Here is a 14032-nt window from a genome sequence, read left to right as displayed (position 1 = left end):
TATTGCGCGATGCATGACCGAAATTGCTGCATTTTCGTGATACAATAAAAACGGGTGAACAATGATGATCGTACAGCTTACGACTCCGCTCCTGGAGCTATGGAGAATAGACGGGCAATTCTCGAATCAGCCTCATACGCATGAGGCTGAATATCAAATTACAGTCCCACTGCAGGGCAACTGCCATTTCAAACTCGAGCATAAGGAATTTTCTCTTGGCAGCGGACGAGCGCTTGTTCAGCATCCCGGCGAGCGGCATTCCTTCGAGGCGGACAGCTTGTCGGGATTGATTATTATCAAAATCAGGCAAGAAGCCTGGCGCGGCTCGGAATCAGCCCCCGGATTTGCGCGCGGCGTGCGGCAATCCTTCGATTCGCTGCAATTGAGCGGCTATTATCGAACCTGGATCGACGCGTTGATGAGAAGCGATCCTTGCGACAGGTTGATCCGAGAGCAAACAGAAGCGCAGGTCATTGCGTATCTGAGCGCTATGATGACAGGGAATACAATGTCGGCTTCGCTTTCCGAACGCACTACGAATATAGGCAAGGACCGCTATCTCGATCAAGTGCTGGATTACATTCACAGTCATTTCAGGGAGACCGTCTCCATCGATGCGATGGCCGGCATCGCCGCGCAAAGCCGCTATCATTTCATTCGCTCCTTCAAAGCAGCGACCGGCGATACGCCCTATCACTATGTGCTGAAGCTGCGAATGAAAGAAGCGATGCGTCTTCTGCGGACAACACGCGCCAGCGTCACGGATATCGCTCTCAGCCTCGGCTATTCGAGCACCAGTCCCTTCTATCGCGCGTTCGCGGGCATCTATGGCGTACGTCCCGAGCAATGCCGCGGTGAATCCGGACAGGTTCACTAAGCGCCTGGCCGTTTCATACCCGATTTCTGGCAAGCAGGGCGGGGCTTTTTTTTGCAGAAAGCGGTTGATCATCCTTCCTTGAAGCACTATCATGAATAGGACACCTCTTCTGTGGTGCGACCAAACCATAAGGAGCATGTATACATGGATGATTTCACGAAAAGACGGATTGCGAAAATTATGGACAGTTACATAGCGGGGAAGATTCCACCTCATATTCGGGATCAAATCAGATTAATCTACAAAACAAGAGGCCAGAACATTACGTTAATGGAAGAACGACCGGCTTATAAGGGCGAGGGCTGGACGCAGCTGGACATTGCACAGTTCCGGCTGAATGACGGCATGTGGAAGGTATACTGGCGGGACAGCAAGGACAAATGGCACTGGGTCGACGATATCGAACCCGACAGCGATTTCGAGAAGCAGCTCGAAATTGTCGATCGCGATGAACGAGGCTTGTTCTGGGGATAGTGCGGATAAAAGCGAACAACACCGATCCTAAGGATCGGTGTTGTTTTTTACCACAATATCGCGGTCTCTCATCTTCGAAAGGCCGAGGGTAGAGGTTTTCTCATTTCGCCTTTCTTTTATGCCGTCATCGCTTTGAACGCCAGTCTATTCCGCATATTCAAATTTCACCGCATCGGCAATAACATAGCCGGTTGTGCCGGTGTTGCTGATTGTGACGACGCCTCCGGTCGAAGCATCGAATTCATAGGTGCCGAGCAGATTCCATACGCCTCCGTTCGTTGATTGATTCACGTAAACAACATCGCTTCCGCCGTCATAGGTGATTGTGATCGGAACAGCCGTGCTTCGGTTGGTATAATCCGCCCACATCGCATACACGTTGTAGGTGCCGGATACTTCCAAATCAGCTGCGAATGCTACGCTCTTGCTGCCTTTGCCTGTCTGATTGTCATGCAGATAATCGTCACCATACCGATCGGTCTGGCTTGAACCGACATCCCAGCTGCCAGTCAGCGTCACGCCTGTTACATCCGCATTATCCACGATAACCGGATCCGGGACGACCACGGTAGTTACTGGCACAAGCTTCACCGCATCCGCAATGACATGCGCGGTTGTTCCTGTATTGCCGATAGTAATGCTGCCGGATGTGCCGACCGTGAAATCATAGGTGCCAAGCAGATTCCAAACGCCTCCGTCGGCGGTTTGGTCCACGGTCATCGAATCGGTGCCGCCGTCATATACAATGCTGACAGGCGCATTATCCGCATGATTCGACTGCTCGGTCCACATCATATAGATCTCATAGCTTCCTGCCGCCTCGATATCCGGCGTATACGTGACGGACTTGCTGCCCTTGCCCGTATTGCCGTCATAGAGATAGTCGCTTCCGAGGAATTGGCCCGGGTTGTTCGTGCCGGAAGCCCATGAGCCTACCTTCGTCACATAAGCCGTATCGGTATTGTCAATGATGATAGGCTCTGCTTCCGGCTCCGGATCAGGATCCGGAGTCGTTCCTACCGGCACCAGTCTCACGGCGTCCGCGATGACATGTCCACTCGTTCCCGTTGTGCGGATCGTAATGCTGCCTGAAGTTCCTGCAGCGAAATCATACGTATCGAGCAGAATCCACTCTCCGCCTTCATTCTTCTGATCGATGGTTACCGTATCTGTCCCGCCGTCGTACACAATGTCGACAGGAACATTATCCGCATGATTGGATTGCTCGGTCCACATCATGTACACTTCGTAGCTTCCGGCCGTCTCGATGTCAGGCGTATAGGTCACGGTCTTGCTGCCCTTGCCCGTATTGCCATCATACCAGTAATCGGCTCCAATGAACTGACCGGGATTATTCGTTCCCGAAGTCCATGTTCCGGTCTTCGTCACATAAGCCGAATCGGTATTGTCGATAATGATTTCCCCTGCCGTAACAGGCGGCGACGTAGTTTGAGATACGGTCGGACCTGTCACAACGGAAGTACTGATCGCATTGGATGAATTATCCGTCGTATGGAAGTAATACGAATGGATGCCTTGCGGCAGCTTCGTTGTGTACGTGTACACATTGCCATCCGTGTAATCCGTGTCCGTCACGTTGACCGCATCCATCACATGAACGACGCCGTCAAGCAAGAGCTCTACCTTGAATGGCTTTTCGTTATCCACATCGGCATACGTCACATTGAACGTATAATCCGTCGTTGTATCTCCGCTTGAGTAGTTCACGCCTCCGGAAGTCAAGGTAGGCGCTGTTCCCACATCGTCATTCGTAAAAGTAATATCATCCATGAGCAGCTCGCCGTAATTGCCGTCCGTGCCCTTCAGGTAGAAGGTCAGCTTGACCGAGTCCTTCTCCATCTCATAAGGGAAGGAATCAAGATCAATCTTATAGGAGGTCCACACGTCAGTCGGAACGGTTGCAAATCCGTTCAGAAGGGAGAACGTATGCGAGCCGTCGCTAATAATAGCGGAAATGGTCATATTCTCATAACCTGGATTCTTGAGATCAAAGTTAATATATTTGTAGCCGCGAATATCGAATTTGTCATCCCATGCCTGGAATTTCGCTTTGGAGCTGTCCGAAGCAGGGTCATATGTGAATTTGCCGGCCGTTCTGCCGTCAACCAATTCCTTGGAATTGAAATCCGCCGTTCCGCCCTGATTATTAGGGTCCGTCCACCAGCTCACCCATTCCTGGGTTGTGTGCTGCGTCGATCCCCAATAGCCGCCTATGTTGAAATCATCATAGAGCATGGGATGCGTCGGATCCGGCAGCTCTGGCGCAATCGTAAAATGAGTGGAGCTGTACGTCATGTTGCCTGATGAATCCGTGCCGCGCACATCTACTCGTTTGGTCGCAAGCGGCGCAGCTGCGCTCTCGTCCACGACGCCGGAGAAGGCGTCGCCGGAAACGCTCATCGAGGTGTAGCCGCCCGAATTGTATTCAATTGAACTAAGCGGAGTGTCCGAATCGGCAAAGATCGTCACATCGCCGCGCACATAATCACCGATGATTGGCGATAGAATCGGCATCTCTGGCGGAGTCGTTCCCGCTCCGGATGTTACGCTGTCCGTAGCTGCAAGAGCCATGACCGTATAGAGCATGCCCGCCTGAATACTGATGCTGAATTCATTGTAACGCCATTGTTGTTGATGATCGTCATTCAGCCTGCGATCCATGTACCATGGACTGTCGCTGTACGGATCAAGCGTATTCTTCATATTCGGTCCGCTGACCATCGCGCCTGGAATGATGACGCCGCTTTCTCGCGAGGTGTTCACATCCTCATCGAGTCTCGTGTGCAAGAAATCGACAAAATCGGTTCCAATGCCGGATACCCAGCTGATATTCCAAGGATTCTCGCCATAAACCCAGTACATGCCTTTCAGCACCGCGCGCAAGGCGGCTGGATCGCCGAACAGCTCGTAATAGCGCATGGCGTCGCCAACATAGGACATATGCGGCTCATTCACGCCGAAGTTCTTGAACTGATTCAGCACGCCATACGGCGTATCATCCTGCGAGGAGATGAAGAAGTCCAATTGCTGCTTCAGCAAATCTTGAATTTGCGGCTGCAGGGAAGTGCTTGCCACTGGATAGAATTCAGCCAGCGACATCGGACGCATATCCCAATAGTTCGTGTTGGAGATGTTGCCGAAGGAGAGGACGCTGATCTTGTCCTCCGCCGCTGTTTTGTAGGCCGCATCATTCGTGAGCAAATAGAGCTCTACATCGGCAAGCAGCATTGAGTTGCTGATCTCGCCTCTTGTGTTGTAGCTGCCTTGCGGATCGGATAGATGCGCATTAACATAGTTATGGAATACGACCGCTCCATCCTCGTAATCGGCAGAGAGTGCAGCTAGCTCCGCCACCTTGGATGAATCGATATCGCCTTCGGCAATCGCGGCGTTAATTGCTCTTGCTGTCGCCGCAAGTGTGCCTGCGGATTTCGCCGAACCGCCAATGCCTGGATTGCTAATCACTCGATCATCCGAAGTGCCTGGAATATTATCTGTTGATTTCTCCGGATGCTTGAAGCCGCCGGAGTTATTCCTCAGATCGTACATCGCGCCGCCGAGTTGATCGGCGAACTTCAATACATAATCGCTTCCGACGATCGCTTCGTCGATCAGATCCGGAATGCCGTTGTTGTCATTGTCATACGCGACAGCATCCTCGCCGGCATAGCGCACATAAGCAAGCGCAATCTCGGCGCCTACCCACTGGTTGCCGCCATACTTGCCATAATCGCCCGCATCGTACCAGCCGCCGGTCAGATCGTATTGAACCGTATGATCCTCCGATGCGGCATCATCCAGATGGCCCGCTTGATGAAAGACGCTCGAAGAAGGCTCGACTGTACTGTAGCCTGCCGGGTAGGCGTCAACCGTATCCACGCTAGCACGCTGAATGCGGTAGAAGGCGGTCATCTCGTCCTTGTAATTGTCCCAGATGTTCGTCGCGATCTGGAATGGATAGGACGAAATTCCATTGGACTGAATCTTGTAATTGGAGCCTGTAGCCGTTACCGTGGAGAAGTCCGCGGAATACACATGCTTGTCCCAGGTTACGCCCTTGTCGACCAGGGTGCCCGAGCTTACTACCGTAGAGCCGCTAAGCACATTGAAGCTGAGGTCCGTCAGCGGCTCGGTGGAAGTGACTTGAGCGTTCTTGAAATCATTCGCGCTGTATCCCGCCTGGCTGACGACAACATCAATAATCTGCGTCGACTGCGTCACCACCGGGCCAGAGACCGCCGTTGTCGTCACCATATTGGAGGTGGTGTCTGTTGTGCGGAAATAATAGCTGTGCGAGCCCGCCGGAAGCTTCGTCACGTAGGTATAATCCTTGCCGTCCGTATACGTGGTGTCAAGCGGATCGACTTCGTCCATGTCATAGGCTGTATCATCAATAATAAGCTGAGTCGCGAACGGAGCTTCATTGTCCGCGTCTGTGTAGGTCGTAGAGAAGGTGAAGGTTGTGTTCTGCGTATAGGTCGAGCTCGAGTTGGCTGTCATGGTGTTGCCTGTAAGCGTGGGCGCTGTGCCGGAGGCAACATTCGATGCCGTGATTTCATCTACCAGCACTTCGCCGTATGTGCCGCTGCCTTGGCGCAGCCATAATTCGAAGATGACGCTATCCTTCTCAATTGCCGGGGAGAGCGCATCCAGATCAAATTGCAGATCGGTCCATGTGCCGGCTACAGATACCCAACCTCCTGTGAGATTGAAGCTGTGGGCGCCGTCGTTTGCGACGAATTTAATCTTTTCGTCCGTATAGCCCGGGTTTTTGAGGGTCAGATTAACATATTGATAGCCTGATAGATCCACATGCTCATTCCATGGCTGGAATTTTGCCCAAGAAGAGGAGGAAGCGGGCGTTTGCGCGAATAGGCCGACATCTCTTGAGTCAACGGTTGTTTTGGAGAAGGTTCCTGTGCCTCCATCTTGATTGTACCAGTTCATCCAAGCTAGATTGAATTGACCCCCGCCGGAGAAATCATCCCAAATCAGCGGCGTACTCGGGCTGGGAAGCGGCGTAACGGCGGCTGATGCCACCGAACTGAACACATTCAACGTAAGCATGAGTCCAAGTCCAAGGGAAATCAGCTTGCGAGCTTGTTTCTTCATTTTTGATTTTCTCGACATTAATTAACCTCCACGATTCGTTTTTGGCTTATGTACATTCATGCTGTTAGGATGAGTTGCTCCTCTCTATCAACGCCCCCCCGTTTACCACCCTCCTCTCTTCCAAAGTGAATCCGCTTACAACAAAAGCATAGTGGAACCAGACTTTATTTGCGATGATGAATAGTGAGTCTCCGATGATCAATCTGAGCCAATTGAACACAACATAGAGCTTGCTCAGAGTCGTACTCTGAGCAAGCCAGCACGAAAAAACTCGTATACATCACAAAAATACGAGAATCAATCATTGACAAAATGAAGATAGCATTCAAGGCTGCCGGCTATCCTGACACATCGCGACACATAATAAAAGAAGGCATCCCCTCCGTCGCTCAGAACGTAAGAGATGCCTTCTATGACAAATTTACTCCTTACTCTGCCTACCCTTGTCACTCTTCGCCTGCTGAAAATTCGCAGGTTTCCAGAAGCCAGCGTCGATACGAGAAGTTACTCCCGCATCATTCGCACCGCGGTATCCAGCGTCGTCATGACAACAGCTACTCCCTGACCATCCGCGCCGCGGCGTCCATCGCCGCCACGACCTTGTCGCACCAGGCGTCGAAGGCCTCGTCGGCGACTTGCAGCTCGGGATGGGCGAGGATATGACGAATCGTATCCTTGATGCCTTGATCGAAACGAGTCGTCGCGACGAACTCCGGCACCAGCCGCTTCAGCTTGCTGTTGTCGAAGACGACCGTATTCGCCTTGTCGCCAAGCAAACCTCCGCGATAATCCTCGGTGCTGCAAGCATCAAGGAACTCCGACGCCACATGCACCGCATTTAGCCGCACACCCAGCGCATTGGCAATGGCCTCGTAGATCTGGTTCCAGGTAAGCGATTCGTCCGAAGTAATCTGCACCGCTTCCCCAATCGCATGAAGATTGCCCATCAGACCGATGAAGCCTTTAGCGAAGTCGCGGCTATCCGTCATCGTCCAAAGCGACGTGCCGTCTCCGTGAATAATAACCGGCTTGCCCTCCAGCATACGCTTTGCCACCTGCCAGCTTCCCTTGCTTCCATGCACGCCCAGCGGAATTGATCGTTCGTTGTACGTGTGGCTTGGCCGCACAATGGTGACCGGGAAGCTCTCTTCCCGATATTGCTTCATCAGATAGTCCTCGCAGGCAATCTTGTTCCGCGAATATTCCCAATACGGATTGGATAACGGCGTTCCTTCGGTAATGCGGTAGTCGGACAACGGCGTCTGATAGGCCGAAGCCGAGCTGATGAAGATGAACTGCTTCGTCTTGCCTGCGAACAAACGATAATCGCGCTCCAACTGCTCGGGCCGAAAAGCGATGAAATCTGCCACTACGTCGAAGTTCAAATCGGCGATAAGCTCTGCGATTCCCGCTTCATCGTTAATATCGCCCTGGATAAGCTTCACCTCGGCCGGTACATCCGCATTCCTGTTGCCTCTGTTCAGCACATACAGCTCGCAGCCCTGCTCGGCCAGTTGTCTGGTAATCGCCGAGCTGATCGTTCCCGTTCCTCCAATGAACAAAGCCTTCATATTCATGCTCCACCTCCGATAATCTTGTTATCCTAGCAGAAATTGATAGATTTTCTCATGCAAGCGCGGCAAGCCTTCATGACCGAAATCCGGATAGATTTCGAGTCGCTTCTCCGTCGTAATCTTGTTGAAGGCAGCGAACTGCGTGGACGGCGGACATACGGTATCCATCAAGCCCACCCCCATGAGCACCTCTCCCCGAATACGATTCGCAAGGAATTGCAGATCGATATAACCCAGCTTCGTGAAGATCTCATCCTCGCGCTCATGCTGCGGATCGAAGGCTCTGAAATACTGACCAAGCTCTTCATAGGCCGCTTTCGCAAGATCCATCTCCCATACCCGCTTATAATCGGACAGGAACGGATAGACCGGTGCCAGCTTCTTGATTCTCGGCTCCAGCGAAGCGCAAGCGAGCGTCAACGCTCCGCCTTGCGACCAGCCTGTCGCGTAAACCTGCTCTTCGTCGACCTCAGGCATAGACATTGCAATGCCTGCAAGCTGCGCCGTATCGAGGAAGATATGACGGAACAGCAGATCCTGCGGATCCTCGCTGTCAAGACCGCGGATAATATGGCCGCGAAGCGTATTGCCCTTCACGCCGCCGACATCCTCGGAAGCGCCTCCTTGTCCGCGCGCGTCCATAGCGAATACCGAAGCTCCGGCCGCGGCATAATGCAGATAATCCGTCCAATCATGCGCCCTTCCGGAGTAACCATGGAAGAACAGCACCGCCGGTCCCTTCTCCTTGCCGCCCGCCTTCGGACGAATATGCTTCACATGAATGCGGGCGCCGCGCACGCCGGTGAAATAGAGATCATAGCATTCCGCGAAAGTCGTGGTGAACGCGCTCGGCTTCAGTTCCACATTCGAGTCAACCGCTTTCATTTCCTTTAAGGCAGTATCCCAATAGGCCTCGAAATCATCGGGACGCGGACTTCTTCCCTCATAGCTCTTCAGCAGCGCCAAGGGCATATCAACTAATGGCATGTCGTACACTCCTCATAGAATGGATGATAGTAGAAAAGAGTCGACTTCATTTTAGCCCCCACGCCCATCCGAGTCAACATAAGCTTAACCGCCGCTCCTCGGCCTCGCAGCTTCCAATGAAGATGATGCCAATAGCAATTCCCGATCAGCCCTAATCAGGTGGATTGCGCCTGTTCCAGCTTGCCAACGGTTAGGGCGAGATTATCCCACAGCACGTTCATAACGGCTTCCACTTGCGACTTATCGCATTGCACAAGCACTGCAATCTCCGGCCACAGACCGCTCTTGCGAAAGGCTTGTTTCGCTCGTCCGCGCCTCAGCCTGCTCAACAGAACAGCCCTCGCCACGAAGAACATCGCAAGAAGCGCGGCAATTGCATAGATTAAGCCCCATAGAATGGGCCCGAGATACAGCCTGAAACCGATACTTACCCCTACCACGCTTGCCGCCGTCGCGCTTGCCAGACCAATCTCGAAGGCTTTCTCGTTAATCGTGGAGCCTTGAGGAGGCAGGGGATGCGAAAGCTCCCTCTCCGCATCCATCGAAACGACCAATATGCGATTCCCGAGTCGGTATTGATGCTCCAGGACAGATAAAGCCAGCTCAAGCTCAGAATTCTGCTGAAATGTTCCCACAACTAACATCTGTTCACCCTCCTCCCGGGAAGAGCATCAAGGGATTGCTGCCGAATTTCTCTGTAAAATATTGTTGTTGCTCGATACGAAACAACCGATTATTCTCAATCGTAGTCGTGAACGCATGATAGATGGATCCTCCGAATACGGAAGGCATGAAAAGCAGCCAATGCACGTTCAGCAACTGCGTAGAAACTGAGAAATTCCCGTGGAAGAGCTCTAGATAAGCCGAGTACACATGGGAAAAACTAATATACATCCACCACCAGAAAACACCATAAAAGGCCAGCCAGATCCGGTGTACATACAACTGTCCCATGCCAGGAAACGCCAGAGAGAACAAGGCTCCTTTGACCGGACTCTTCTTCTCCAGATATTGCACCTCCATCTTCGTGATCAGAAACGGCTTAAGCCTTGCGTTCTCGAGCTCCGCCAGTTGGAACATGCGATTATGCTGCAGCGCGGAACGAAAGCTGTCCCAGATGCTGATCAAATAAATGAGCATATATCCAAAGGCGAATACCGGATCAACGGTTTGGGAGGCCAACTCGAACTGCCCCGTGAAGGTATACATCAAAGCCTGATTAATATTCGCGCGCGAATTGAAAATCACTTCAGATATCGACAGACAAGCTCCTCTAAAAAATTGATTCAACAAGAAATGTCCAAATCCGGGAAAGGATGCCGACCACCAAGCAATCATATAAGGGCTAAACCAACGGATATGGGTAATGCCGGCAGTGCTTAAATTCGCCCGCGGCCAGCGCGCTTTTTTCTTCTCAGGCATAACAAACCTCCGTCAGCAGCATTAATCTTCTTAGAATTCCTAATAAATGGATAATTATACATAAATGATATACGTTAATCCTACTCTAAATAATAATGATAATTACTCTCAACAAATAGAGCTGAATTTGCTATAATGAGACCACGCCAATGAAAGCTTGCATGCTGGCGTTCGTTAATGCTCCATCATTCCAGGAAGGGGAAATGCCGAGATGTTGATCCAGACAAGAACGATCCTCGTTCAATCCGGCCACGCCGACAAGGTCATTGAACGTTTCTCGAAGGAAGGCGCGGTGGACGGCCGTGAAGGGCTTATCGACGTGACCGTCATGCTGAATAAGAAGAGCAAGGAATCGGAGGAAGTAGTCGTCATCATTCGCTGGGAATCCGAGGAGGCTTGGAAAGCCTGGGAGAAGAGTCCCGAGCATATTCAAGGCCATCGCAATGCAAGAGGACAGCAGCCGCCCGAGTACGTCATCAGCACGACTGTCAATATGTATGAGGTGAAGAAGGTGAGACAGGGGCAATTTCAAGCTTCTATATAATGAATTTTGCACCCACCCACGAGCTTCCGCTTGAGGTCGGCAGGCCCGCAATCAATACCGGGTCGGTTTGCGTGCCTGCTATTGTTGTCACGCTGGCCCTGGCAGACAGGCTCAGCCCTCCGCTTCCTTAAGGCGTTGCTCTCTCTGGAGCTTGGTCAGCTTCCCGATCATATAATCATAATCCACATCATCCAGATCCGGATATCGATCGATCTTGCTCTTCAGCTCTCGCAGCTCGGGAGGCAGAGAATCATCCTTGCTTCTGGTGAAGATCGAGGCGACCGTACCGGTTATGATACCGATAATGCCGATGCCCGAGAGCATGAGCACACTCGCGATGATGCGCCCGATCGTCGTCTCCGGCGACAGATCACCGTAGCCGACCGTGGTCATCGTCACGATCGCCCACCACAGCGCATCGGAATACGAATCAAAGCTGGGCTCGATCCACTTCATCGGCAGCGCGATCAGGAAGAGCATCGAAATAACGGTAATGACCAGCGTGTCCACCTTGTATTTCGACATCATTTGGTCCAGGAAGGATAAGCGTCTGTTCATGATCATAATTAAGCGGATGACGCGAATCAGCCTGACGAATCTCGCAGAACGGAGAATCTGGCTGAAGGGTAGAATTGCGATAAAATCAAGCGGGTGCTTGTATACAAATTCCCATTTCTTCTCGCTCTTGATTAAACGGAACGCGTAATCCACCACGAAGATTCCCCATATGATCCAGTCAAAGATCTCGCCTTCCCGCGTAGACAAATCAAGAGTGAGCGACAAGATGACGAGTATCGCAAGACCAACTTCATAGATCATGCCGAAAGACAGCTTCTTCATGACTTCTCCCCCCACTTCAGCAAAATAAACCTGCTTATAAAGATGCCGCCGTTAACTCCTACAACCTAGCTTATTATTCCGCTCTTGCAAGCTTCTTGATATCCGAGCAGGACAGAATGCTTGAATCATAGCCGCGCGTTGCAGTATGAATCATCGCGAGCCCAACCTCTCTCAAGGTGACCGTATTGCCCGGGAACAGCAGCTTAAGGAGAGGATACATCCACGACAGCGCTCGGTAATAGCGATGCACATTGTTCAGACCCGGCGTAGGATGGATGTAGCCCGGTCGGAACATATACGCTTTGCGAAACGGAAGTCTGAGCAGATCGTTCTCTGTCTTGCCTTTCACTCTCGCCCACATGCTCTTGCCCCTCTCGCTGCTGTCCGTCCCGCTTCCCGTTATATAATTGAATATCATATCGGGATTCTGCAGACAGAGCAGCTCCGCGAATGCCATCGTCAGGTCATAGGTTGTCCGCCTGTATTCCGCTTCCTTCATCCCTACGGAGGATACCCCCAGACAGAAGAAGCATGCATCGTAATCGGTCAACTCCGTCGCTATCGCAGACAGATCGAAGAAATCCGGAACCAGCAGCTCCGTTAATTTCTCGTGCTTCAGATTCAGCGTTCGTCGGCTGACAAGCAACACCTCTGACACATGGGGATGCATCAAGCATTCATGAAGCACCCCTTCGCCCACCATGCCCGTGGCGCCGGTAACAATCACCTTCAGCTTTTTCGCGCTCATCTTGCGGCCCCCTGTCCTACACTCGTTTTATTGGCTTAACCAGATGAATATCATCATGCCATTCTCCATTGTAAAAGACAAATGACGCGTTCCTGCCGATCTCCTGATAGCCCGATCGTCGGTAGAGCTGCTTGGCTTTCTCGTTGTAATCGAACACGCCCAGCTCGATCGCGTCGAAGCCCAGTCTGCGGCATTCCTCTTCAATGCTCTGCATCATCAGCTTGCTGATGCCTCTGCCCTGATAACGCTTATCCCCAATCAGCACGGAGATCCAGGCGGTTCTGCCCGTTTTGCGCATGAGCGCGCCGGAATCTTGCGTGATCGTATACACGCCGATAGGCGTCTCGTCGTCATAGACGATATACATCCATGTATTCGGGCTTTTGCGAGCCTTCTCCATATACCCGCGCGGATCGATAAGCGCGATTTCCTCCACTGTGCGTCTGGGAGAGATGAAGGGCTGCAGCTCCGGATCATTATGCCAAGCCGCGAGCTTCGTGAATAGCTCTACCGTATAGAAAGTCAATTTCTCCATATGTATGCGGGAATTATCGATCATGCCTGCTTCCACCTTTGCGTGTAGGAGTTGTCCATATATTTTACCAGAGAGAAGCCCAAGAACACGAATGCTCCTGAGCCCGTTCTACTGCTATTCTAGCAGAATTATTCCTCGTCGTCCGACAACAGCGCCGTTGAGAACTGGATGTCCGTATTGTTGATCGCATTCCTCAGCACTTCGCGGAACACGAACGCCGCCACATTATTATAGTTGCCGTAATAATCGGACAGATCATCATTCGGGAATTGAATGATCTGCGCTTTGTATACTGGATAGACGTAAGTGCTGCCAAAGATCGTTCTGTTCTTCACGAAGTCGAACAGCGGGTTGGTTGAGAAGGCTTTCTTATAGAGACGCTTGATCTCCTCCGCGCTCAATCTGCCCCTGACAGGTTTCACTGTCTCTCCGTCCGCATTCTTCACCCTTACATATACGTGAATATTGCCAAGCTCTTTGTCGCGCACCAACAGCGTCGCAAGCGCGCGCGCTCTGCAGCCTCCTTGCACAGTGAGCGTGACGCGGTAATTGCCTCCTGCGCGTTCCTCAAGCTCGCCAACCGCGACATTCGGGTCTGCGCCAATCGAATATTTGATCTCATTGTAATACGTCACTTCGGGCGGGGCTAATCCAACCTCTGTACTTCCCTCTGTTGCAGCCATCTTCTTCCTCCTCTTGGAATCGTAATGCTAGACTTGCGCCGACAGACTACTGTCACTGCCAGCTTATGAGAGAGAGGAAGATTTGGTCACGTCTTCTACCTATTCGCATCCGCGAGAACCCTCTATTCTCCCATCCTTCTTGCAGAATGGTCTATTCTCTCGGTCTGCCGATAGTAACATCCTTGCCATATTAACTATATAAATTTGAGATGCAC

The 14032-nt window shown here is 51.8% G+C and carries 12 protein-coding genes; 3 read left to right on the top strand and 9 right to left on the bottom strand.

Annotated features, from left to right (window positions below; all coding sequences use genetic code 11):
* The first annotated feature begins 61 nt into the window (after positions 1-61).
* Positions 62-877, top strand: a complete 816-nt coding sequence (locus HFP08_RS19835; protein ID WP_168122347.1) for an AraC family transcriptional regulator — start codon at positions 62-64, stop codon at positions 875-877.
* Between the two features lie 144 nt (positions 878-1021).
* On the top strand, positions 1022-1351 hold the full coding sequence (locus HFP08_RS19830; protein WP_168122346.1) for a DUF3024 domain-containing protein: 330 nt from the start codon (positions 1022-1024) through the stop codon (positions 1349-1351).
* Positions 1352-1495: 144 nt separating this feature from the next.
* Here HFP08_RS19830 and HFP08_RS19825 read toward each other — a convergent pair whose 3' ends face one another.
* From HFP08_RS19825 to HFP08_RS19805, 5 genes are all read right to left on the bottom strand, one after another.
* Positions 1496-6502: a golvesin C-terminal-like domain-containing protein gene (locus HFP08_RS19825; RefSeq protein WP_168122345.1), complete on the bottom strand. Its 5007-nt coding sequence runs from the start codon at positions 6500-6502 to the stop codon at positions 1496-1498.
* Between the two features lie 536 nt (positions 6503-7038).
* Positions 7039-8055, bottom strand: coding sequence for an SDR family oxidoreductase (locus tag HFP08_RS19820; protein ID WP_168122423.1), 1017 nt, complete (start codon positions 8053-8055; stop codon positions 7039-7041).
* 27 nt (positions 8056-8082) lie between these two features.
* Positions 8083-9045: an alpha/beta fold hydrolase gene (locus tag HFP08_RS19815; protein ID WP_168122344.1), complete on the bottom strand. Its 963-nt coding sequence runs from the start codon at positions 9043-9045 to the stop codon at positions 8083-8085.
* Between the two features lie 155 nt (positions 9046-9200).
* Complete coding sequence (locus tag HFP08_RS19810) at positions 9201-9689, bottom strand: hypothetical protein (protein ID WP_168122343.1); 489 nt, start codon at positions 9687-9689, stop codon at positions 9201-9203.
* 4 nt (positions 9690-9693) lie between these two features.
* The gene (locus tag HFP08_RS19805) at positions 9694-10467 is read right to left on the bottom strand and encodes a hypothetical protein (RefSeq protein WP_168122342.1); all 774 of its coding nucleotides are present in this window, start codon (positions 10465-10467) and stop codon (positions 9694-9696) included.
* Between the two features lie 211 nt (positions 10468-10678).
* On the opposite strand from HFP08_RS19805, the gene HFP08_RS19800 reads away from it, so the two are divergent.
* A complete protein-coding gene (locus tag HFP08_RS19800) occupies positions 10679-11011 on the top strand; it encodes an antibiotic biosynthesis monooxygenase (RefSeq protein ID WP_168122341.1) in 333 nt (110 codons plus the stop codon).
* A gap of 111 nt (positions 11012-11122) precedes the next feature.
* Here the strand turns inward: HFP08_RS19800 and HFP08_RS19795 are convergent, their stop codons facing one another.
* The 4 genes from HFP08_RS19795 to HFP08_RS19780 all read right to left on the bottom strand — a co-directional run bounded on the left by HFP08_RS19795 (position 11123) and on the right by HFP08_RS19780 (position 13817).
* Positions 11123-11851 carry a potassium channel family protein gene (locus HFP08_RS19795; protein ID WP_168122340.1) on the bottom strand — a complete coding sequence of 243 codons (729 nt, stop codon included), beginning with the start codon at positions 11849-11851 and terminating at the stop codon, positions 11123-11125.
* 73 nt (positions 11852-11924) lie between these two features.
* Positions 11925-12599, bottom strand: a complete 675-nt coding sequence (locus HFP08_RS19790; RefSeq protein WP_168122339.1) for an NAD-dependent epimerase/dehydratase family protein — start codon at positions 12597-12599, stop codon at positions 11925-11927.
* A 16-nt stretch (positions 12600-12615) separates the two neighbouring features.
* Positions 12616-13158, bottom strand: coding sequence for a GNAT family N-acetyltransferase (locus HFP08_RS19785; protein ID WP_168122338.1), 543 nt, complete (start codon positions 13156-13158; stop codon positions 12616-12618).
* Between the two features lie 104 nt (positions 13159-13262).
* Entirely contained in the window at positions 13263-13817 is a 555-nt protein-coding gene (locus tag HFP08_RS19780; RefSeq protein ID WP_168122337.1) for a hypothetical protein, read from the bottom strand.
* Positions 13818-14032: the final 215 nt, after the last annotated feature.

The organism is Paenibacillus sp. HB172176 (assembly GCF_011947265.1).
In the GTDB taxonomy this organism is placed as follows: Bacteria; Bacillota; Bacilli; order Paenibacillales; family Paenibacillaceae; genus Pristimantibacillus.
The sequence above is the reverse complement of the archived record's forward strand: the minus strand, read 5'-3'. Positions and strand labels throughout refer to the sequence as shown.